Genomic DNA, 21164 nt, shown 5'->3' with positions numbered 1-21164 from the left:
TCAAGCGGTGGCGACGCGGCGACCGTGCTCGTCGGTGACGCGCTCGCCATCCTCCTTCACGAACTCGCCCCGCTGCGCCGGCACGAGATCCAGAACGGCCTCGGAGGGACGGCAGAGGCGCACGCCTTTCGGGCTGACCACGAGCGGCCGGTTGATCAGGATCGGGTGCTCCATCATCGCGTCGAGCAGCTGGTCGTCGGTCAGCGACGGATCGGAGAGCCCCAACTCCGCATAGGGCGTGCCCTTCGCGCGCAGGAGGCCGCGCACGGTGATCCCGGCCCGGTCGATCAGCCAGCACAGGAGCGCCCGTGTCGGAGGCGTCTTCAGGTACTCGACGACGTGCGGCTCGATGCCGGCATTTCGGATCATCGCTAGCGTGTTGCAGGACGTGCCGCAGGCCTCATTGTGGTAGATCACGACGTCCATCATGCGACCTCCGGACGGGGCGAGGTGGCGCCCGTCTGCTGGCCAATCTCGCGAACGCGCGACCTGAGCGCGACCTTGTCGAGGCTGGCGATCGGCAGGACGACGAAGGCCGCGATGCGGTTCTTAAGGTAGCGCTGGGCCGTCACGAAGGCCGTCATGCGCTCGAGGTCGGTGCCCTCGACGGCGGCGGGATCCTCGATGCCCCAGTGCGCCGTCACCGGCTGGCCCGGCCAGTACGGGCAGGTCTCGCCGGCGGCGTTGCCACAAACCGTGAAGACGAAATCCATGATCGGCGCGTCGGGCCGGGCGAACTCGTCCCAGCTCTTCGAGCGCAGCCCCTCGATCGGGTAGTCGGTCTCCCGCAGCACCTGCAGGGCGAGCGGGTTTACGTCTGGCTTCGGCTGGCTGCCGCCTGAGAACGCCCTGAAGCGGCCCTGTCCCTCCTTGTTCAGCATCGCCTCGGCCAGGATCGAGCGGGCCGAGTTGCCGGTGCAGAGGAACAGCACGTTGTAGACGCGATCAGGCATGAAGCACCTCTTCAGGAGCGCAGCAGTCGCCCAGGGCTGCGACAGCCGGCGCGCACACCTCGGGGCGGCCCTGGCAGCAATCCTTCATCAGGAAGGCGATGAGCGCCGACATCGTCGGGTAAACGGCGCTGTAGATGATCGAGCGGCCCTCGCGCCGCGATTGGATGAGCCCGGCGTGCTCCAGCTCCTTCAGGTGAAAAGACAGGTTCGAGGTCGAGACCCCGATCTCGCTGCCGAGCACACCAGCTGCCAGACCGTCAGGACCGGCCGTGACGAGGTTCCGGACGACGCGCAGGCGAGTTTCCTGCGACAGGGCCGCGAAGGCGACGAGGGCTTGCGGTTCGTCCATAGTCAGTCCAACATCTCAACATGTGTTGAGACGTAGATGATAGTGAGTTCGTGTACAAGCCCGATCAGCCCTTCACCGATGGTCTGCCGAACGTGAGCGAGGCGCACTTCGAGGCGCCGACGAGTGACCGCGTTTATGCCGTCACGCCCGTCACTCACGCCCCGCGCTTCCTGATCCTCTACGGTTCGCTACGCGAGCGCTCGTTCAGCCGCTTCCTCGCCTACGAGGCGGCGCGGCTGCTGGAGGCGATGGGCGGCGAGGTGCGGATCTTCCACGCACACGGCTTGCCCCTGCCCGACGACACGACGGCCGATCACTCGAAGGTGCAGGAGCTGCGGCAGCTCTCGCTCTGGTCAGAGGGGCACGTCTGGGTCTCGCCGGAGCGTCACGGCAACCTGACCGGTGTGATGAAGAGCCAGATCGACTGGCTGCCCTTGAGCGAGGGCTCGGTGCGGCCGACGCAGGGACGCACCCTTGCGGTGATGCAAGTCTCGGGCGGCTCGCAGTCGTTCAACGCCGTGAACTCGTTGCGCGTGCTCGGCCGCTGGATGCGGATGATCACGATCCCGAACCAGTCCTCGGTGCCGATGGCCTACAAGGAGTTCGACGACGCCGGCCGGATGAAGCCTGGGTCGCTCTACGACCGCGTGGTCGACGTCTGCGAGGAGCTGATGAAGTTCACGCTGCTCACCCGCGAGCGGGCCGAGTACCTCGTCGACCGCTACAGCGAGCGGAAGGAGCAGGAGCCTGAGCGGCTGAAGGCGGTTGCGGCCGATATCGGTTTCGCGAAGCGATAACGCGGCCGGCGAACGTGCAAAATCAAGTAGTTTGCCCTGTGCTGCACTCAGATGCCAAGCAGGCACGCAGATGTCTCAATGAACTCGCGGAGAGGCGGCTTTCTGGCTAATCTGACCGTTGCCGGAACGGATTTAAGAGGCTGATTTGGGTTCCAAGCGGGTGGCAGGTCGACGTCCGCTATAATGCATCTGCTGCTCGGAAGCGGGCAGTTGCAAATCAACCTACAGCAGACGTTCGAAGCAAAATCGGATCTGTGATTTCCGACTTTCATTTATGACGAAGAGATGACCTGACCGGAGACGGCTGCGCCTCGCCCGGCATGACCAGACGAGGCACCGCAGCGACTCTCAGTCCCGGCGCCCCGTAGGCCGGGACCAGATCAGCGAGTAGCCCTCACCCTCTCCGTCGTCGAAGAGGTTCGCGTAGATCGGCGCCGTGAAGCTCGGATCGTCCAACTTCAGGCTGAGGTACTCGCGGCCCTCGTTCGAGCGCCTGGACCATGCGGCTCCGATCTCGGCCCGACCCACATAGACCCGGTGGCTCGGGGCGTTCTCGCCGGCGGCGCGGGGATCCTGGACGATCCGGACGTTGCGAGCCTGGACCGAGAGGGTAACGATCTGGCCGGTGAAGCCTTCCTCGATCTTGGTGAAGCTGCCGATGTTCGCCATGGGATGTCTCCGTGTCTGTTCCGAGCCCGCGACCGCCGCGGCCTCGATGGCGATCGGTGAGGCCGGAGGCGACCGGCGCCGCACCTGCGTGTGCAGGCTGGAGCGTCAGTGGAGGACGGCTGGCGGGCGGGTTTGTTGTCCCGCGAGGAATGCGAGAGCGTCAGCGCAGCAGGGGAAGAAACTTGGCCGGCCGCCGTTGCGGCTAAGCCGGACGAGGCGTCAGCCGTCCCCAGCCAGATCAGGCCATGAGAGAGGCCGCGCGGTCACCGGGCTGCGACAGGACCATCACGGAGAGGCTGGTGACACGCCGCTTCAGGGACCGCCGTGACGGGTTCAGCATCCGATCGGCGCTTGGTTGAGCACCTCGCGATCCACATCCCGTTCCAGCACCATAAGGCGGCTGATGGCGCTGCCGCTTTTACGATGTAGCCGCCGATGTGAAACTGACCCGGTCGCCGATTGAATGCTGACCCACTCTGTAGGTTTGGGCTCCTCTGGACGGAGGAGGCCCGTGTGGTGGGAGCGGAGGCGGCGTTGGAGATTCGGGTTTTGCATCGACATGGGAAGGGCGTTCGGGCGATCGCCCGAGAAACGGGCGTGTCGCGCAACACGGTGCGGCGGTACCTGCGCGACGAGGCGGCGGTTCGCTACAAGGCGCGTCCGGTTCGGGCGACCAAGCTCGACCCGTTCAAGGGCTACGTCAGCCAGCGGCTTGATGCTGCGGCACCGGAGCGGATCCCGGCGACGGTGCTGATCATCGAGCTGCGTGAGCGGGGCTACGCTGGCGGGATCACGATGCTGAAGGTCTTCATGGCCTCGCTCAGGCCGCGGCCGGTCGCGCTGCCGGCGCTGCGCTTCGAGACGGCGCCCGGCGAGCAGATGCAGGTCGACTGGGCTACGATCCGGCGCGGGCGCGACCGTCTGTCGGTGTTCGTGGCCACGCTCGGCTGGAGCCGGGCCGCCTATGTCGAGTTCGTAGCCAACGAGCGGATCGAGACCCTGATCGCCGCGCACGAGAACGCGTTCCTGTTCTTCGGCGGGGTGCCGCGGGAGGTGCTCTACGACAACATGCGCACGGTCGTAGCGGAGCGGCACGGCTACGGGACGGGGCGCCATCGCTTTAATCCCGCCTTTGGCGACTTCGCCCGGCATTGCGGCTTCCGGCCTCGGCTATGCCAGCCCTACCGGGCACAAACGAAGGGCAAGGTGGAGCGGTTCATCCGCTACCTGCGCGGCAGCTTCTACGTTCCGCTCGCGAGCCGGCTGGCTCAGGATGGGCTCGTCGTCGACCGCGAAGCGGCCAACGTCGCGGCCGCGCGCTGGCTTCGTGAGGTCGCCAACCCGCGCGTTCACGCAACGACGGGCGCTGTTCCAGCCGAGCGTCTGGCCGTCGAGCGCACCCATCTTCAGCCCGTGCCGGCGCCCTACGGTGGACGGATCGTGCGTGCGGTCGAGACGGTGATCCCGCGCCCGATCCTCGGCCTGCAGCATCCTCTGTCGTTCTACGATGCGTTCGCGGGAGGCTTGGCATGAGCGACCTTCAGCATGCCCGACTGGCCGAGCTCTGCGCGGAGCTGCGGCTGAGCGCGGTCCCGGACCTCTACGGCGCGCTGGCCCAGGGCGCCGTGGCGCGGGAGATCTCCTATGCGGCGTTCCTGGAGGAGGTGCTGCGAGGTGAGCGGGATGCGCGACGGGCAAGGGCCCGTGAGATGTTCGCGCGCGTGGAGGGCTTCCCGGCCGTCAAGACGCTGGATGGCTTCGACTTCGCCTTCGCGACCGGCGCACCGCGGCAGCAGATCCAGGAACTGGCGAGCCTCGCCTTCGTGGAGCGAGGCGAGAACGTCGTGTTCCTGGGCCCGAGCGGCGTCGGCAAGACGCATCTGGCGATCGCGCTCGGCTACGCGGCGACCCAGCGCGGCTGGAAGGTCCGCTTCACGACGGCCGCCGATCTCGTTCTCGCCCTCGAGACGGCGCAGCGCCAGGGCCGGATCAAGGAGGCGATGCACCGGGCCGTGAACCTCTACAGGCTCCTGATCGTCGACGAGATCGGCTACCTGCCGCTGGGGCGCGAGCAGGCGAACCTGTTCTTCCAGGTCGTCGCCAAGCGCTACGAGCGCGGCTCGATGATCCTGACCTCGAACCTGACCTTCGGCTCGTGGGACCAGGCCTTCGCCGGCGAGGCGGTCCTCACCGCCGCCATGCTCGACCGGGTTCTCCATCACGCCACGGTCGTGACGATCCAGGGCGAGAGCTATCGGCTCAAGGGCAAGCGGCGCGCTGGCCTGATCGCCCGACCAGCACGGGAAAAGGCAGCGGCCTGACGCGGCTTCCGGGTGGGCATGCCTACCTGGAAGCAGGATGGGTCAGATTCCAATCGGCGAGCAGGACGAAAGCGGGTCAGAGTTCAACCGGCGTTGACAACGATGTCAGGGTCAGGCGAGGAGGGCCAGCTCCGGGCCTGTGCCCGAAGCCGCTTGTCCGGTCTGGCGTGACGCCTACTCCGCGGCGACGTCGTAGGACTCGGCCACCGGACCGTCCTCCTCGGCGTCGGCGGCCAGGAAAGGCGGTAGCGCGTCAGCCTCCTACGTTCCGCAGGAATCGGCGTCACACTCTGCGGTCGCGGCTGGCTCGCTGTTACTTACGGCGAGGCGCAGCGGCTCGGGCAGCCAGCCGGTGTCCGCGAGCAGGCGCTCGGCCTCCTTCGCCATGTCGCCTTTCTTCAGGTGATCGATGAGCTGCGCCGCCCGCTCGCCTGACCCCTCCCGTACGGCTTCCAGGATCCGCGCCTTGGTGACGCGGTCGAGATAGTTCGCCACGGTGGGCCGCCATCCGGCGGAGACCATGTCGAGGTCCGTCGCTCGCGCGAGCCGGTCGGCTTGGGCGAGGCGGACCCGCAGCCCGTGCTCCGAGACGCCCATCCCGCCGTAGGGGTTCGGCTTCTCGTGAAGAGCATTGACCCCGAAGCTGACGCAGTGCGCGAGCAAGGCCAGGCGGCTCGCCTCGTCGAGCGCGTCGAGCGAGTCCCAGAGCGCATCGCTCTCGGCGGGCAACTCGGCCTCCCAACTCGCATGACGCTCGGCGATGGCGCGGGCGCAGGCGCTGTCCTTAAGGTCATCGGCTTGCGCGGTGAAGTGGACCTCTCGGACCGAGACCTCGAGGCAGCCCGATCCCGAGCGGACGCGGAAGGTGTCGAGCACCAGCTTGTGCAGCAGCGCCGTCAGCGCGACCTGTGGACGGCTCGCCACTGCATCGCGCAGCGCCAGCGTACGGTGCGCCGTCAACTCCGCCATCAAGCGTTCGGGAAGGGGCCGGATGCCGTCCTCCTCCTCCGGTTCGTGAGCGGGCGACGTCCCCCCGATGGTGATGACGGCCCGCTGCACCGCCGGCTGCGCGGGCGCACCATCTCGGTCGGTCTCGCCGCCCGTGGTGTCGCCCTCGCTCTCCGAGGCCGGAGTAGCTGGCACGTCGTCCTCAGGTCGGACGTAACCACGCTCGACCCGCAACCGGCCGTCATGGCCGAGGCCAACGAAGGCGCCTGCGCAGGCGATCTCGGCCGGATCGTAGCGCAACGGGCGGTTCGCCAGCTCCTCGAGCGCTGCCTCGATCTCGCCGAGCCGGTCGTCGACCGCCTCCGGCAGTTCGTCCTCCTGACCATGCTCGGCGACGAGCCGCTCCTGTTCGGCCGTGAGTGCGTCGATCGTCGCCTGCTCCGCCTCTGTCGTCTCGACGGGCTCCCCGTCGATCCGACGAAGGCCGAACTGATGACCGTAGGGGAAGCTCATCGCGGCCTCGATCCACTTCCAGCCCTCGGCCGCGACGTCCTCGGCCTCGGCCTTCAGCTTCTCGGCCGTGAGGCGATCGAGAAGCGCGACGTCCTGGAGCCAGCCGCCGCCATCGGCCTGGAACAGGTCGCGCAGCACGGTGCCCCCGGCCGCCTCATAGGCGTCCATCCCGACGAACAGGACCCGTTTGTCCGACGCCTGCGCGGCCTTCTCGGTCAGGAGCCGCCGGATCTGGTAAGGCTCCTTCGACCAGGAATTCCGCACCGCCTCCCAGACCTGCTCCTGGCGGGCGTGATCGTGCGTGATGGTGAAGGCCATGAGCTGCTCGAGCGTCATGCCGTCAACAGCGTAGACCTCGAGCAGCGCGGGCGCGACCGTTGCGAGGCGCAGCCGCTGCTTGACCACGTTGACCGGCACGAAGAAGGCCGCGGCGACAGCCTCCTCGGTCATGCCTTTCTCGCGCATCGCCTGGAAGGCGCGGAACTGGTCGAGGGGATGGAGCGGCGCCCGCTCGACGTTCTCGGCCAGCGAGATCTCCTCGATGAGGACGCCGCTGGCGGCATCCGAGACGATGCAGGGTATCGGTGCGGTCTTCACCAGCCGCTTCTGCTTCACCAGGAGTTCGAGAGCCCGGTAGCGCCGGCCGCCAGCCGGCACCTCGTACATCCCGGTCTCCCGACCCTCACCGTCGAGCACCGGCCGAACGTGCAGGCTCTGGATCAGGCCGCGCCGGCCGATGGACTCGGCGAGGTCCTCGACCGGCAGACCGAGCTTCACGCGCCGGACGTTCGCTTGGCTCAACACCAGCTTGTTGAAGGGGATCGGGCGGGCGGGTGCCAGGGTGATCTTCTGAACCGTATTCGCCATTGTACTGTCTCCGCGACGGGCGCCGGAGGCCTCTCCTCCAAACTCGATCCGTCACGACGCGCAGCGCCGCCCTCTTCCTCTGGAGGGCAGCGCCGCGATGGGGAGAACGGCAGACTGGATCAGCGTAGCCTGAGCGCCTCGCGACTTGCCGACGCGAGACGCAGGTTTGCATCGTCAGAACCATGACCCGGCCAGTTTACAACGATCGAGAGGGCCCCTCTTTCCTCGGTTGGGCCGCAGAGCCTGGGGTTAAGGTGGCAGCCTATCTCCAAGTACGCATAGTCGGGGGGCATCGACCCCCTCCGCTTTCCATCTCCCGTATCTTTTGTTGATCGGAGCGAACCGCCGAAACGCGTCACGCGGCCCGATCCTGCAGGTGCTGCGTCTCCCGCGCGGTCACCGGGATTGGCGTTCTTTCGCCGTCGTTTCCGACCGTCTCCGAGCTCTCTTCCGCGAGCGCGAGACGGCTAAGCAGCCGGTCGGCGGCCTTGCTGGCGTGAGAGGCCGCACGCACGATGGCTCGCTCGTCCTCGCGCAGGACCTGAAGCCAGGCGGCGATGTAGTCGGCGTGGCGCACGGTGGGCACGATGCCGAGGCTCGCGCACACGTAGGCTGCGGAAATCTCCGCCACGAGTTCCTCGCGGGCGTAGCAGGGGCCGCCGCGTGGCCCTTTCATCAAGCGGTCTATGCGCGAGCGATGACCGGTAGCGTGCGACAGCTCATGCGCGGCGGTACGGTGGAAGTTGATCGGCTCGTGAAACGCCTCCGGCGGGGGTAGCACAACGACATCATCGGAAGGACGGTAGAAGGCCATGCTACCGCCGATGCGGATGGTGACGCCGGAGGCCTCCATCAGCATGCGGAAGCGCGGCATGACGAGGTCCTCGCGCGGCGGGGGCAGCGGATCGGTGAGGTTCGCGGGCAAGCCGTCCACCTGCGCAACGTTGAAAACGGTGAAGCGCTTGAGGAACGCCACTTGCCGGACGGCGCCCCCGTCGCGATCGGCTCGTCGGCGCTCGTCTGCCGGCGTGAAGCGATCGGCGTAGACGATTCCGGTCCCGTGCTCTCCCTTGCGCACGCAGCCGCCGAGGGACAGGGCTTGGCGGAAGGTCAGCCAGCGTTGGTCCCGATAGCCCGCCGCGACGCCGGCCGCCCAGAGCAGCATGACGTTGATGCCGCTATACGCCCGGGCCGTGACCGCATTGCGCGGCATGGCCACCGCGACAGCGCCGGGGCCGCTGTCCCAGGGCTGGACCCAGGGAACGCAGCCGGCCTCGAGTTGAGCGATGATCCGATCGGTAATTTCACGGTAGAGGTTAGTGCGCTCGGGTTGGGTCGCGCGGTGGGACGTGGGTCTGGCCATCGGAAAGCTTTCGCGCCGGGCGCCGGAGCTTCTCTCCGACCATCCTTCCTGGCACTCCGCTCCGGCCCTCCTCTGGCTCTTGAACTTGCCCGGTGCCCGCACACACCTTACCAATATTTTAGTCTCGACTTTGCGTTCACACCACGCATTCGCATGACATCCGTTATGGAAAATCCGTCATCGCTCCGAGAAGGGCAGGGCGCTTTCGTCGGCATTACGCAGCGCCCTCCCCTCCCCTTGCAGCCTTCGGCCGATCGTCGGGCAGACGTGTGTCGGTCAGGCGCTCCAGCGCGGTCACGAGGCTCTGCGCCACCGGCGACCATCGGTTGAACGAGGCGCGGGAGCGCGTCGAATGTTCGAAGGTCTCGTTGACCCGCGCGCGGTCGCCCAGGTTTCGCGCCAGGACGGGAAGCTCCGCATCGCCAACCGTCGCGGTCGCCTCGATGTAGGCGGCAAGCGTGAGCAGTCCTTCGATCGCGACAGGAATGCCATCGGAGTTGAAACCGTTGGTCGCCGTGCGCAGCTCCGCCAGCGAGCGCCGCCATTCGCGAACGGCGCTGGCCTGGGCGTCGCCCTGCACGGCCTTGTGAACGAGCGCGTCGGCAAGGAGGTGGAGCCGCTCCGGAGCCTGGTCGAGCCATCGATCGACGATCGGCATCGCGACCTGCGTGGGCGATCGGGAGATCGTTCGCGCGTCGGCGGCGATGGTGGTGATCCGACCCGGGCGATAGCCGAGCTCTTCACAGATCTCTCGTTGCAGGAAGCGTAGCTCGGCGATGTTGATCGGCCACCAGCGTTCGAACTCTTGCGCCCGGTAGAAGGCGATCGCATCGACGGCGATCCGGCCGGCATCCGCGTCCCTTCGACGGAACTCCACCAGGCAGAACGACGCGAACTCCTCGCCCGCGCCGTTCGGAGCGAAGTCACGGAACGGGTCGACGAGGACAGCGATCGCCCTGGTGCTCGGCTTCGTCCTGAGAAGCGCGATGATGCGTTCGATCTGGTCGATCTTGCCCCCGTATCGGCGCAGGCGCGCGCCGTGGAGATAGGGGATGCGCGGTTCCAGCTGCGACCGGTCGAGCTGCCACCACTCCACCAGTTCACGTAGCCAAGCTTGCCGCTCGTCGCCTTGGAGATCGTCCGGTACGGCATAGGCACTGGGCAACGGCAGGGTCCTGCCGTCGTCGTCGGGCAGATCGAGGTGAACGATCAGGGTGCCCCGCTTCGCGTTCGTCCCGGCAATGGCCAGAGCGCGCGCGTAGACCTCATCGAGATCGGCTCCCTCGACGATCACAGGTGCACCCGGCGAGACGAGGACTGTCTCGGCGGGGCGGACGCCGGTCGCCCAGAGGCGGCGGATGATCGGAGCCGGCCGCAGGTCTTCGGCACCCGACCGCGGAAGCGGGATCGCATCGATTGTCACCTCGGGCGTGTGCGGCAGGCCGTCGAGGGTGATGAGCCGGACCGCGTCCGTCTCACGGCCGACGTCGAAGGTCGCGCCGGAGAGGACCAGGACGCGATGCATGTCATCGGCATCGCCGGCATAGATGTGATCGAAATAGGCGGCATGCTCGTGCTTGTGCCCGTGGACGACCACGCCGATGCCGCTTCCGCGCAGGAAAGCGCGAACCTGTTCGAGGTTCGACATATCCGCGAAGGGCTTCAGTTCCTCGCGTAGGCTTGGCGAGCGCAGATGGTGGTGCATCACCGCGATACGCAACTGACGGCCGCGATCCGGCTGGGGCGTTGAGGCGATGATCGCCCGTAAGGCCTCGAGCTGGTGTTCCGACACGCGGGCCATGTCGTACCGGGCCAGGGCTTGGAGCTGTGACCGCAACTGCGCCGCCACGGTTGCGTCACCCGGGGCGAGCGTTTCGGGGATCGCGTTCCAATAGGTCTGCAGCGGCTCGGGCAGGACCGAGGTGACGTGAGACCAATTGCTCGTGTTGATTGGGAACACCGCCCAGCTACGGTCGGCGGCGACCAGCCGATGCCGTTCGGGCGCCGCGATCGCCGGCCAGCCGTCGATCCCGTCGAGCCACGGCACGACGCAGCCCGGAGTGCTCCAGACCCGAACGAAGTTCTCGTAGCGTTCGGCAGAGCCGGGATCGGCATCGCGCGGTACGTCGTGGTTGCCTGGGACAGAGACGATGCGGTCTGTCGCGACGCCGAGATGATCCGCGATCAGCTTGAAGACGAGCTCATGGCCGCCGGCTGCGCCTTTGCTCTGGGCGTCACCGGAGAAGAACACGCCGTCGAGCGTGCGGCGTTCTCTGGTCAGGCGCTCGGCCAGGCGTCGGAACAGCAGATCGAGCGGTCCTTCGCGGGTAGCGGCAGGGAGGCCCGCGACGTCGACCTTCCGGTCATCCCGCTCGAACGGGGCGCCGGCTGCGGACACATGAGCATCGGTAATGTGAAGAAAGGTCGCGCGGTCAGCCATGTCCCTGTTTAGCCAGCCGCGCCGCTGCTGAACACACGCCACCGCTGACCGTATCGAGAGCTCCACCGGCCGGAAGCGCCAAGAGCAGGTGCTCTGCCGTCCCACCCTTGAATGTCGGAAAATCCGACATTAAATTGGCCGCAAGTGCTGGAAAGGGACGCCATGGCTACCGCTACGCTTGCGCCACCCATCTCGGCTCCGGTCGTCGCACCGTTTCCTTCGGCTGCGGTGGCGAAGGATTTGCGAAGCGAGTTGATCAAGGCAGTCAAGGCCGAGGCCTCGATCAAAGGCGTCGCTCTGCCGCCGACACTGCCAGCGATCGGAAGCACGCCGTTCCAGATCGACTCCCTCGTGGTGGTCTCGATCCTGTGTGTCGTCGAGCCGATTCTCGGCATTGAGCTGCCGGACAGCGTGGTGCGGACAGGCGGCTATGGCTCGGTCGACCAGGCGCTGACGCAGCTTCTGCCGAGGATCGAAGCCTGTTGGAAGAAGCGCAAAGGAGGCAAGTGATGACCCAGGCGGCGATCCAGCAGGACGATGACGACGCCGAGCGTCGCCGGCTCGGCGAGCGGTTACGCGAAGCCCGCAAATATCTCGGCCTTAAGCAGGAGGAGGTCGCGACCTATCTCAAGATCCCGCGCACCGCGCTGACCGATATCGAGAACGGCCAGCGGCGGGTGGAAGCGATCGAGCTGACGCGTTTGGCCAAGCTCTATCGACAACCGGTCGCATTCTTCACGGGAGAGGACGAGGCGGCAGCGGCCTTGCCCGTTGATGTCGCGCATCTCGCCCGCCGCGCGGCCGCGCTGTCGATGCAGGATCGCGACGAACTCGGCCGCTTCGCGGATTACCTGCGGACGCGCGCGCAAGCCGCACGGGGCTGACGCGCATGGCCGCCGGCGATTATGCAGGTGCGGTACGGGCCGGAACCATGGCGGCCGCGCGCCTTCATCAAGCGCTTGACCTGCGTCTTATGGTCGAGGCGCAGGGTGGGTCCGTCGATGTCTTCGGCGCGATCCACACCCTCGATCTGCCGCTGCTGCTGCGCCCCCTGCAAGGGTTGCTTGGCGCCTATCTAAGTGACCCCGCACCGGGCGTTCTCGTCACGACGCAGCGGCCGATGGCGATCCAGCGCTTCACCGCCGCGCATGAACTCGGCCACTACACCATGAAGCATCTGCCGAGCCTCGATGACGAGAGCATCCTGCGACGCATGCCGATGGCAGGCGCACCGGCAGAGGACTTCCAGGAGGTCGAGGCCGACGCGTTCGCGGTTGGGTTCATGATGCCGCGCTGGCTGATCCAATGGCATGCCGCGCGTCAGGGTTGGACAGTGGACGACTTCCGGCGGCCGAACCGGGTGTACCAGCTCGCTCTGCGGCTCGGCGCCAGCTACGAAGCGACGTGCTGGACGCTTGTGCGCCACCGGATGATCGCGGCAGCGCTGGCACGGGAGCTTCAGCAGACGCAGCCGCGCGAGCTGAAGGTCGCGTTGTTGCAGGACTATCGACCCCAGGATTATCGGGGCGATGTCTGGCTGCTGACCGAGCGCGATGCCGGCACCCGTATCGACGGGAGCCGAAACGACGTCTTCGTGCTCCGCCTCAAGGAGCACAGCGGGGGCGGCTACATCTGGAACATCGAGCAGCTCGCGGCGAGCGGTTTTGCGGTCGTTCGCGATGCGACGGAAGCCATCGATGGCGATGGTATCGGCGGCCCGGTCATCCGTCGCGTGACCGCGGCGCCCGAGGAAGGCCGGCGGGGATCGTTGCAGCTCGACGAGCGGCGGCCCTGGGAGCCCGATCCGCCGCTGTCCCGGTTGCAGCTCGACTTCGACCTGACGGGACCGGAAGAGGAAGGCCTCTCGCGGGCCGAGCGGCGGAGGCTGCTCGAAGCCGCATGACCTCCGTGACCATTCTCAAGGACCTGCGGTCCGCATTCGGAGCGGCCCGCAACCAAGCATCGCGCCCGACCTGCCTCGCCTTCGCGGCGAGCGACGCGCATGCCGCGTTGCGGCCGGGGTGGTCGCCGCTGTCGTGCGAGTTCGCCTTCTACCACGCACAGCAACGCGCCGGACGTCTGCCGGAACAGGGCGCGACGCTGTCCGCGATGCTGGCGACACTGCGTCAGGAGGGGCAGCCGGAGGAAACCGGGTGGCCGTATCTCGCTGCGATGCCTGCCGATCCTGCGCTGTGGTCCCCGCCCGCGGCCGTTGGCCCGCGGTTCGGACGGGCTGGCGCACCTCATGCTCACGCCATCGATGCGATTGTTGCCGAGCTCGAAGCGGATCGTCCGGTCATCCTGCTGCTGAGGCTGTCGCGATCCTTCTACATGCCCACACCTGAAGGGGTGGTTCAGCCGGCGGCTGGTGAGGCGCCCGACCCCGCGCGGCGGCACGCCGTGGTCGCGGTCGGTCACGGGACGATCCGGGGCGCACGCGCGATCCTCGTGCGCAATAGCTGGGGTCCGGGTTGGGGCGTCGGCGGCCATGGCTGGCTGACCGAAGGGTTCATCGTGCCGCGCCTATTCGGGGCCGCGCTTCTTACGGAGGATGTCGATGTATCTGCCCGTCCCCTCGCAGCCTGACTGCGCGAGCGCCTGGCGCGAAGCGGTGCGCCATGTCGACCACATGCGCAATCACGAAGCCTACAACGTGATCATCGACATCGACGATCCGACGGCGGCGTCGACGGTCGCACATCCGGGCGTGGCAGCCGTCGACGGCTTCCTCGCCGATCGGGCGAAACCGATCGAGACGGTCGCAAACACGATCTTTCCGACCTCGCTGTACCTGCGGCACGGCGCGCCGGCGTTCTTCGACGTGTTCAACGATCGGGTCTTGCCGAAAGTGCGCCGCGGCGGTCGGTGGTCCGGCTACTATTTCGAGCGGATGATCGCCTACCAGGGAACCGCGGGCGTTCCGCCCAACCAGCTCTGGGACATTGTCGAGCGGATGAACGACGACAGCGTGCGGGCGCTCAACAAGTTCGAGCTTTCGCTGTTCGATCCCATCCGCGATGTCGACAATTCTCCTTACGGTGGTCAGTGCCTCAGCTTCCTGAGCTTCAAGGTCGTTCCCGGATCACCGCGCAAGGTGACGCTCACGGCTCAGTATCGAAACCATTACTACGTCGAGAAGCTGCTGGGGAATCTGATCGGCCTGGGCCGCCTGATGGCCTTCGTCGCCCGCGAGACTGGGATGGAGGTGGGTCCGCTGACCGTGATTTCGACCCATGCGAAGATCGACCAGCCCGGCGGCGCCATGCGCGGGGAGATCAAGGCTCTTCTCGCGCGGTTCGATCAGGCAATTGCTCCGCTCGCAGCCTGAGCCGCCAGCAAGGGCAACTGCGGAGCAGTGAGCTGCTCATTCACCCCATAGATCGCATGGACGCCGGCGATGAACTCCGACTGCCCGCCGTAGCTCGGGTGGCGGACCGTCATCACCGGGATTTCGATCCCGGAGAGCGCCAAGCCGGCATCGCGCCCAATCGCCACGATCCGACGCGGCGCGATCATGCCGATGAGCGCTGTCAGAAACGGCCAGGTGGCGTCACGCTCGGCACGAGTGTGGCAACGGTTGGAGAGCGGGTCGTCGGGCTCGTGCGGATGTAGCGGGAAGACGTTCCAGAGGACGACAGGCGCGCCGACTCGGGAGAGGACCCGCCAGACAACTGCGGCCGTGCGCTCGGCGACGATGGGGCCGCGCGTGGCGCGGTCGAGCGCGATCCCGCCGAGGAGCGCGCTGGCGGATGTCAGGTGAACCTCGTCGGTGAGTGGTACCCCGGTCCGCCGACCCCCGCGATAGCCGAGATCGCGGGCGATCCAGATCGTGTCGACCTTCGCCTCGATCGCCGCCTCCAGGCAGTGAACCAGATTGCGCTTGCGGACGCGCGCACCGTCATCGCGATCGTGGAGAACGCAGTGATCGCGATAGGGATTGAACACCGACTTGAGCGTCGTGTCGGCGAGAGTGTCGGCAAAGGTGCGAGGCGTCTTCACGAAAGCGGCTCGATCGTCATCTGATGCTTGTCCAGGTCGAGAATGAGACGTCCGCGCCGATGCTCGCGGAGGAAGCGGAACGCCGCGTAGCCCTGCAGAATGGCTTCTTCCCAGAGCCACAGCGGACACCGTTCCGCCTCGTAGCCCGCCACGAACTGCCGGACGTGCTTCAGGAGGTCGAACGGCAAGTCGCCCGGCTTCATACCGGCAAACAGGTCGAGTTCAACCGCCTGCCCGAAGATCCACGTGGTGATCCCCTCCTCGATCAGCGTAGCGCGGGCGCCATCCTGCGCCTCATCGACCTTCGGAGCGGACTTACGCTTTAGGCGGAAGAGCGCGCGGGTGACCGGCGACCAGCCCAGCACGGCAACGTAGGCGTAGTGGAAGGCATCGTGGAACCGGTAGTCATCGGCCGCCATGGCGTTGTCGGTCAGCCGATCCCCGATGTTGATGCCGTTGCAGCGCTGGAAGACGAAGGTGCGCCCTCGAACTTGCCGCTCGAAGATCTCGATGGTGAGCCTGCGTGGTAGGCGCTCCTCAGGCTCCGCGTTCGCGTCGAGAGGAGCCGGATAGTGGCGCTCGCGCGGCCAGCGATCGGCGATCTTGGCGAGGTTCTTGACCGCTGCCGCCTCGAGCGTGACACCGGCCTCGTTGGCGGCTTGGATAAGCGTGCGTGCGATGACCGCCAAACGGCTGCTCGAAAGGTGATTGCGCGTCTCCGTTCCTTGCTCCTGGAGATCCATCACGAGGAGCCCGATTTCGCCTGCCAGCTTCAGCAGCGTGCGCTCGAATGCGATGGTCGGCTCACCCGCTCGGGGCATGATGGCGGGCTGTAAGGAAGCCAGTGTGATATGGCCGTTGGTGCCGATTGTGGGTGCAGCCTCAACGAAGACATCGGACAAACGGACGTTCACGCGGGACGCGACCGCCGCCAGATACCAGAGGACGTCGCCGAGCTCCTCGACGACGGCGCCCGCGTAGCCGCGGTAGGAGGCACGATCGCGCTGCTTTTTCTTGACCTCGCTGAGAAGGCTTCCGGTTTCGCCGAAAAGGCCGAGCAGCGGGAAGGCTAGGGAACCGCCGTCACTGCGCTGGTCGGTGAGCGCCGCCTGAGCCGCGTAGTCCGCGATGGTGAGGGGAGCGAAGGCCTCGTCAGTCATGCAACAAACGCTCCTTGGATCACGGTTCCTCCGGCTCCGACATGGCCGACGCCAACGCCGCTATCTATTCCCCCTTAGCAACCGGGCCCTCGTCGAACTTGACGTTGGCAGAGCCATCAGCGGCCCGTCAATGCCCGAGCGGGCTCGGAGGCAGTGCGCACGGGAAGGGGCGTCGGGTGCCAAGATCTCTCTCAGGCACCCGCCCCGTCACGAAGCCCCCGCCCTCCTCCGCTCTCGGACGGCCTTTCCACCACCATGGCCAACGCATTCTGCGCCCCGCGCCACCGAGAGGGGAGTGTTAGGGATCGCGTTCGAGGAGTTCCGCTTACCGACCTACGCCCTCGACCTCGCGCTCGAGGAATAGCGGACGAAGCCAAGCATTGCGTGAGAAGGCGTGACGGGGGGAGCCTCCAGTGCGAGAGCTACGAAGCAGATTTGAGCCGCTATCCCGGATAAAACCTGAGCATGCTTGCAATACTTGTCAATAATAACAAGAATATTGCGCTGAGAATTGCCTAAGCCTTGAGCAATCTCAGTAATTCTGGCGCGCTACGCACGATTTTGCAAGGTCGCCAACTTGCGGGCTGCTCCGCGCTGAGCTCTCAACCGCTCTCCGTAGCGGGCGGGCATCGCCGGCGTCTTCCAGGAACCCGCCTGCATGACCTCGAGCAGTTCGAACCCGGCCGCGAACATGTCCTGCGTCGCCCCGACCCGGGTCGAGTGTCCGGAGGGGAGGCGAGGGAGTTTCAGCCCGGCTGCAGCAGCGACCTCGCGAAACACGCGCGCGACTTCGGCGCCGCCGAGCGCCGCCCTGCCCGGTCGACCACCCTTGGTGAGCGGCCGAAACAGCGGGCCGCTCTCCAGCCTCGCCGTCGCGAGCCAAGCCTCGACGCGCGTCATCGTGTCGGGCGCGAGATACTTGATCGCGCCCTCGCCCTCCTGATCAGCCTTCGAGCGGCGGACCAGGACGGTCCCCGAACCGTCCGCCCCGCGCTGCAGATCCCCTATATATAATGAGACGAGCTCGGAGCGGCGCAGCAGTGTGTCGTAGGCGACTGCGATCAGCGCGGCGTTCCGCAGCGCGATCAGCGGCACCTCCCGCTCGCCCTCCGCCACGCGCCGGTGCAGCCGCTCCGTCGCCTTCACCGCGAGCATCCTCTCGACGCTTGGCCGGTTGAGCGGCTCGGCCTGCTTCTGCCGCCGGCCCTTGGCTCGGCTGATGCGCTTGATGGCCAAGCGTACGACCTCGTCGTCGCACGGGTTCGGCAAAACGGCGGCGCGATGGAGCGCGGCAATCGAGGAGCGGTAGCGCTCGACCGTGGCGCGGGACTTCAGCTCCGCCTGGGCGTCGATGAAGGCGACGACCGTCTCGGGCGACGCCGGCAGCATCTCGCGCCCGTTCTCTCGGCACCACTCCGCGAAGACGCGGCTGTCGGCTGCCAGCGCGCGCACGGTGTTGTCGGCGAACGCGCCGCGCGCGGCGCGGGCGTGCTGCTCGAGCCGCTCGACCAAAACCTCAAGGCCCGGCGGCAGCGCGCCCGCGAACGAGACGGCGAGGATGGTTGAGCCGCGAGGCGGCTCCGGGGCAAGATCGGCGGCGTCAAGCGTCATGGTGCGAGCTTAACCGCCCGGATCCTAACGATCCACAAATTCTCTGCGATAAACTGCATTATCATAGCCAATTTAAAAGCCGTGGCGCTCCGTCGAGGCGGTCGAGTTCGCCACATTCAGACCAGCCGCCGGTCCAACAATCTCCGGCCGCTCGAGCCAGTCAGCAACATGCCTGCCTCTGAGGCGGAAGCGCGCTACTTCGCTCAGGCCGAGGGGCAGGCCCTCGCCACCTGACCCAAATCAAACAGCCTCCGGAGAACCCGGCGCGGTTCAGAGAACGGACGGCAGTTCCTTAAGCGAGCGCTCCCCGTGTACAATCTCGTTTCAGGACAGGCGCGCCGTTCGCAGGCGGAGCGCGTTGCCGATCACGGAGACGGAGCTCAATGCCATGGCTGCGCCCGCAATCATCGGGCTGAGCAGGGTGCCGGTGAATGGGTAGAGCGCGCCCGCGGCAACCGGGACGGCGAGCGCGTTGAACACGAAGGCGAAGAATAGGTTCTGGCGGATATTGCGCATGACCGCGCGGGACAGGCGGCGAGCCCGAACAATACCGCCGAGGTCCCCCTTCACGAGTGTGACGCTCGCGCTCTCCATCGCCACGTCCGTGCCGGTCCCCATGGCAATCCCGACATCCGCCGCAGCGAGCGCTGGCGCATCGTTGATCCCGTCGCCCGCCATAGCGACCCGCTTGCCCTGCCCGCGAAGCCGCTCGACCACCGCCTGCTTCTGGTCCGGGAGCACGTCGGCGACGACCTCGTCGATACCGCCGACCCGGCGAGCGACCGCCTCCGCAGTCGTCCGGTTGTCGCCGGTCAGCATCACGATGCGGACGCCATCGGCGCGCAGGGCCTGCACGGCCCCGGGGGCGCTGTCCTTGACCGGATCGGCGACGACCAAGAGGCCTGCGGCGCGCCCATCGACGGCACCGAACATCACGCCCTGCCCGTCAGACCGCAGCCTCTCGGCTTCGCGCTCCAGGTCGGCCGGATCGATCCGTAGAGCCTCCAGAAGGCCGCGGTTGCCCAGGGTCACGGAGCGACCGTCGACCCGACCCATCACACCCTTGCCGGTCTCCGACCGGAAGTCGGTCACGTCGGCGAGCCGTAAGCCCCGCTCCTCCGCGCCCGCGACCACCGCCGCCGCGAGCGGGTGCTCGCTGCCGCGTTCAAGGCTCGCGGCAAGGCGCAGGAATTCGTCTTCCGGCACGCCCGAGGCCGGCAGAACGGAGACGAGGCGCGGCTTGCCGACGGTCAGCGTACCGGTCTTGTCCACGACGAGCGTGTCGACGCGCTCCATCAGCTCAAGCGCCTCCGCGTTCTTGACCAGCACACCTGCCTGGGCGCCTCGGCCCGTGCCCACCGTGATCGACATCGGCGTGGCAAGCCCGAGCGCGCAGGGACAAGCGATGATCAGCACGGCGACCGCGTTTACGAGGCCGAAGGCGAAGGCAGGTGCCGGGCCGAACAGGCTCCAGACGGTGAAAGAGAGCACGGCGATCGTGATCACCCCGGGTACGAACCAGCCCGAGACGATGTCGGCGAGCGCCTGGATTGGCGCGCGCGAGCGCTGCGCCTCCGACACCATCCGGACGATCTGTGCCAGCATGGTCTCCTGCCCGACGCGCTCCGCGCGCATGAGGAAACCGCCCGTCCCGTTGGCGGTGGCACCTGTGACCGTATCGCCGGGGCCCTTCTCGACGGGCACGGGCTCGCCTGTCAGCATCGCCTCGTCGACGACAGAGCGCCCCGCGACGACCTTGCCGTCAACTGGCACCTTCTCGCCCGGGCGGACGCGGAGTATGGCGCCTGCCGAGACGAGGTCGAGCGGCACGTCCTCCTCGCGTCCGTCGTCATGCACCATGCGGGCCGTCTTCGGCGCGAGACCGAGCAGGGCCCGGATGGCGCGGCCGGTCGCAGAGCGGGCGCGCAGTTCGAGCACTTGGCCGAGCAGGACGAGGGTGACGATGACGCCGGCGGCCTCGAAGTAGATCGGCACCTCGCCGCTCATAGGCGAGCGGAACGAGACTGGAAACAGACCGGGCGCGAGAGCGGCGACGGTGCTGTAGGCGTAGGCCACGCCGACGCCGAGCGCGATCAGCGTGAACATGTTGAGGTTGCGCGTCCGAACTGAGGCCCACCCCCGCTCGAAGAACGGCCACCCCCCCCACAGCACCACAGGGGTTGCGAGGCCGAGCTGGACAAGGGTCGAGGTCCTGGCCGGCAGTAGGGTCCAGCCGAGGAGTTCGTGACCCATGGCGAGCGCCAGCAGGGGTATCGACAGGGCAGCGCTGACCCAAAAGCGCCGGGTCATGTCGATGAGTTCGAGGTTGGGGCCCTCCTCCGGGGTCGGTGCGGCCGGCTCCAAGGCCATGCCGCAGATCGGGCAACTGCCAGGCCTGGGGCGACGTACCTGCGGGTGCATCGGGCAGGTCCACACCGCCCCCTCCGCCGCTTCAGCGAGCGAGCCCAGAGCCGGCTGCTGGACTGCGGGGTCCTGATCGGGCGGGTTCAGGTACCGGTCCGGATCGGCCGCGAACTTGCCCGCGCAGCCGGCACTGCAGAAGTGGTATGTCGCCCCGCCGAGATCACGCCGATGCGCTGTCGTGCTCGGGTCGACCATCATCCCGCAAACAGGATCCCTGACCTGCTCATGGACGTCGGCGGCGTCGGGTCGCGTGCTCTCGCCAGGATCCTTCAACATAAGCGATGACCTCCTCAGCCGCAGTTTCGCCCGGGCCGCGGCTACCGCCCGTCACCCGCGGCCAGCTTCTGCATGAGACGCGAGGAGAATGCCGTGTAGTGTGCCCTCTATGCCCTTCTTCCAGGCATGCGTTCCCGTTCACGATGGGACAGTAATCGGTCACCAAGACGTTCACGATCTCGGCGGCCGTAGCACCGGGATGAGCCTGTCTCAGCTGCGAGACGATCTCCGGCACTGCCCCGGTGCCCTGAACCGCCAGCAACTCTGCGTAAGTCCGAACGTCCTCAGCCGTCTGCTCAATCGCGGTCGGAGTTCCCGTAGGGTGCGGGAGCGGGCATTCGAGCGTCCGGGCAGGGCCGCCGGCGAAGATGCCCGAACCCGACACGGTGACAACGGCGATCCGACGAAGGTCAATACTCCTTCGCTCCCGATCGCTCACCGTTCGATCCTCCTGAGCACGGCAGAGCCGGCCAA

Annotated in this window: 18 protein-coding genes and 1 pseudogene; 8 read left to right on the top strand and 11 right to left on the bottom strand. The window is 67.2% G+C overall.

Going from position 1 to position 21164, the window contains the following annotated elements:
• From arsC to HNR00_RS16385, 3 genes are read right to left on the bottom strand one after another with little or no spacing between them, the layout of a single operon-like run.
• Entirely contained in the window at window positions 1-426 is a 426-nt protein-coding gene (arsC, locus tag HNR00_RS16395; RefSeq protein ID WP_183571282.1) for an arsenate reductase (glutaredoxin), read from the bottom strand.
• Window positions 426-953 carry an arsenate reductase ArsC gene (locus HNR00_RS16390; RefSeq protein WP_183571216.1) on the bottom strand — a complete coding sequence of 176 codons (528 nt, stop codon included), beginning with the start codon at window positions 951-953 and terminating at the stop codon, window positions 426-428. The genes arsC and HNR00_RS16390 overlap by 1 nt, the downstream gene beginning before the upstream one ends.
• Window positions 946-1302 (bottom strand): ArsR/SmtB family transcription factor, encoded by a 357-nt coding sequence (locus HNR00_RS16385; protein WP_183571214.1) that lies wholly within the window; start codon window positions 1300-1302, stop codon window positions 946-948. The genes HNR00_RS16390 and HNR00_RS16385 overlap by 8 nt, the downstream gene beginning before the upstream one ends.
• A gap of 50 nt (window positions 1303-1352) precedes the next feature.
• On the opposite strand from HNR00_RS16385, the gene arsH reads away from it, so the two are divergent.
• On the top strand, window positions 1353-2099 hold the full coding sequence (arsH, locus tag HNR00_RS16380; protein ID WP_183571212.1) for an arsenical resistance protein ArsH: 747 nt from the start codon (window positions 1353-1355) through the stop codon (window positions 2097-2099).
• 348 nt (window positions 2100-2447) lie between these two features.
• Here arsH and HNR00_RS16375 read toward each other — a convergent pair whose 3' ends face one another.
• Window positions 2448-2768 carry a DUF736 domain-containing protein gene (locus HNR00_RS16375; RefSeq protein WP_183571210.1) on the bottom strand — a complete coding sequence of 107 codons (321 nt, stop codon included), beginning with the start codon at window positions 2766-2768 and terminating at the stop codon, window positions 2448-2450.
• A 513-nt stretch (window positions 2769-3281) separates the two neighbouring features.
• Here HNR00_RS16375 and istA point away from each other — a divergent pair.
• Both istA and istB read left to right on the top strand, forming a co-directional pair.
• Entirely contained in the window at window positions 3282-4301 is a 1020-nt protein-coding gene (gene istA, locus HNR00_RS16370; protein WP_183571208.1) for an IS21 family transposase, read from the top strand.
• Window positions 4298-5089: an IS21-like element helper ATPase IstB gene (gene istB, locus HNR00_RS16365; protein WP_183571206.1), complete on the top strand. Its 792-nt coding sequence runs from the start codon at window positions 4298-4300 to the stop codon at window positions 5087-5089. The genes istA and istB overlap by 4 nt, the downstream gene beginning before the upstream one ends.
• A gap of 174 nt (window positions 5090-5263) precedes the next feature.
• On the opposite strand, the pseudogene HNR00_RS16360 reads toward istB, so the two are convergent.
• From HNR00_RS16360 to HNR00_RS16350, 3 genes and pseudogenes are all read right to left on the bottom strand, one after another.
• A pseudogene (locus tag HNR00_RS16360) lies at window positions 5264-7417 on the bottom strand (ParB/RepB/Spo0J family partition protein).
• Between the two features lie 355 nt (window positions 7418-7772).
• A complete protein-coding gene (locus HNR00_RS16355) occupies window positions 7773-8780 on the bottom strand; it encodes an ArdC family protein (RefSeq protein ID WP_183571204.1) in 1008 nt (335 codons plus the stop codon).
• Window positions 8781-8994: 214 nt separating this feature from the next.
• Window positions 8995-11220, bottom strand: coding sequence for a metallophosphoesterase (locus HNR00_RS16350; RefSeq protein ID WP_183571202.1), 2226 nt, complete (start codon window positions 11218-11220; stop codon window positions 8995-8997).
• Between the two features lie 162 nt (window positions 11221-11382).
• On the opposite strand from HNR00_RS16350, the gene HNR00_RS16345 reads away from it, so the two are divergent.
• The 5 genes from HNR00_RS16345 to HNR00_RS16325 are packed head-to-tail and all read left to right on the top strand — an operon-like array spanning window position 11383 to window position 14548.
• On the top strand, window positions 11383-11730 hold the full coding sequence (locus HNR00_RS16345; RefSeq protein ID WP_210306521.1) for a hypothetical protein: 348 nt from the start codon (window positions 11383-11385) through the stop codon (window positions 11728-11730).
• Window positions 11730-12104 (top strand): helix-turn-helix domain-containing protein, encoded by a 375-nt coding sequence (locus HNR00_RS16340; protein ID WP_024827157.1) that lies wholly within the window; start codon window positions 11730-11732, stop codon window positions 12102-12104. The genes HNR00_RS16345 and HNR00_RS16340 overlap by 1 nt, the downstream gene beginning before the upstream one ends.
• 5 nt (window positions 12105-12109) lie before the next feature.
• On the top strand, window positions 12110-13123 hold the full coding sequence (locus tag HNR00_RS16335; protein WP_183571200.1) for an ImmA/IrrE family metallo-endopeptidase: 1014 nt from the start codon (window positions 12110-12112) through the stop codon (window positions 13121-13123).
• A complete protein-coding gene (locus tag HNR00_RS16330; RefSeq protein ID WP_183571198.1) occupies window positions 13120-13806 on the top strand; it encodes a C1 family peptidase in 687 nt (228 codons plus the stop codon). Before HNR00_RS16335 ends, HNR00_RS16330 begins: the two co-directional genes overlap by 4 nt.
• Entirely contained in the window at window positions 13778-14548 is a 771-nt protein-coding gene (locus HNR00_RS16325; RefSeq protein WP_183571196.1) for a thymidylate synthase family protein, read from the top strand. The genes HNR00_RS16330 and HNR00_RS16325 overlap by 29 nt, the downstream gene beginning before the upstream one ends.
• Here the strand turns inward: HNR00_RS16325 and HNR00_RS16320 are convergent.
• The 4 genes from HNR00_RS16320 to HNR00_RS16305 form a co-directional block, all read right to left on the bottom strand.
• Window positions 14521-15219, bottom strand: a complete 699-nt coding sequence (locus HNR00_RS16320; protein ID WP_024827161.1) for a uracil-DNA glycosylase — start codon at window positions 15217-15219, stop codon at window positions 14521-14523. The two genes, HNR00_RS16325 and HNR00_RS16320, sit on opposite strands and share 28 nt — an antisense overlap.
• Window positions 15216-16379, bottom strand: coding sequence for a nucleoside triphosphate pyrophosphohydrolase family protein (locus HNR00_RS16315; RefSeq protein ID WP_183571194.1), 1164 nt, complete (start codon window positions 16377-16379; stop codon window positions 15216-15218). The genes HNR00_RS16320 and HNR00_RS16315 overlap by 4 nt, the downstream gene beginning before the upstream one ends.
• A gap of 549 nt (window positions 16380-16928) precedes the next feature.
• Window positions 16929-17990 carry a tyrosine-type recombinase/integrase gene (locus tag HNR00_RS16310; RefSeq protein WP_183571192.1) on the bottom strand — a complete coding sequence of 354 codons (1062 nt, stop codon included), beginning with the start codon at window positions 17988-17990 and terminating at the stop codon, window positions 16929-16931.
• Window positions 17991-18314: 324 nt separating this feature from the next.
• On the bottom strand, window positions 18315-20690 hold the full coding sequence (locus tag HNR00_RS16305; RefSeq protein ID WP_183571190.1) for a heavy metal translocating P-type ATPase: 2376 nt from the start codon (window positions 20688-20690) through the stop codon (window positions 18315-18317).
• Between the last annotated feature and the right edge of the window lie 474 nt (window positions 20691-21164).

This window comes from Methylorubrum rhodinum (genome assembly GCF_014199935.1).
Classification (GTDB): domain Bacteria; phylum Pseudomonadota; class Alphaproteobacteria; order Rhizobiales; family Beijerinckiaceae; genus Methylobacterium; species Methylobacterium rhodinum.
Note: the sequence above shows the minus strand (reverse complement) of the source record. Positions and strands in the feature narration are given on the sequence as shown.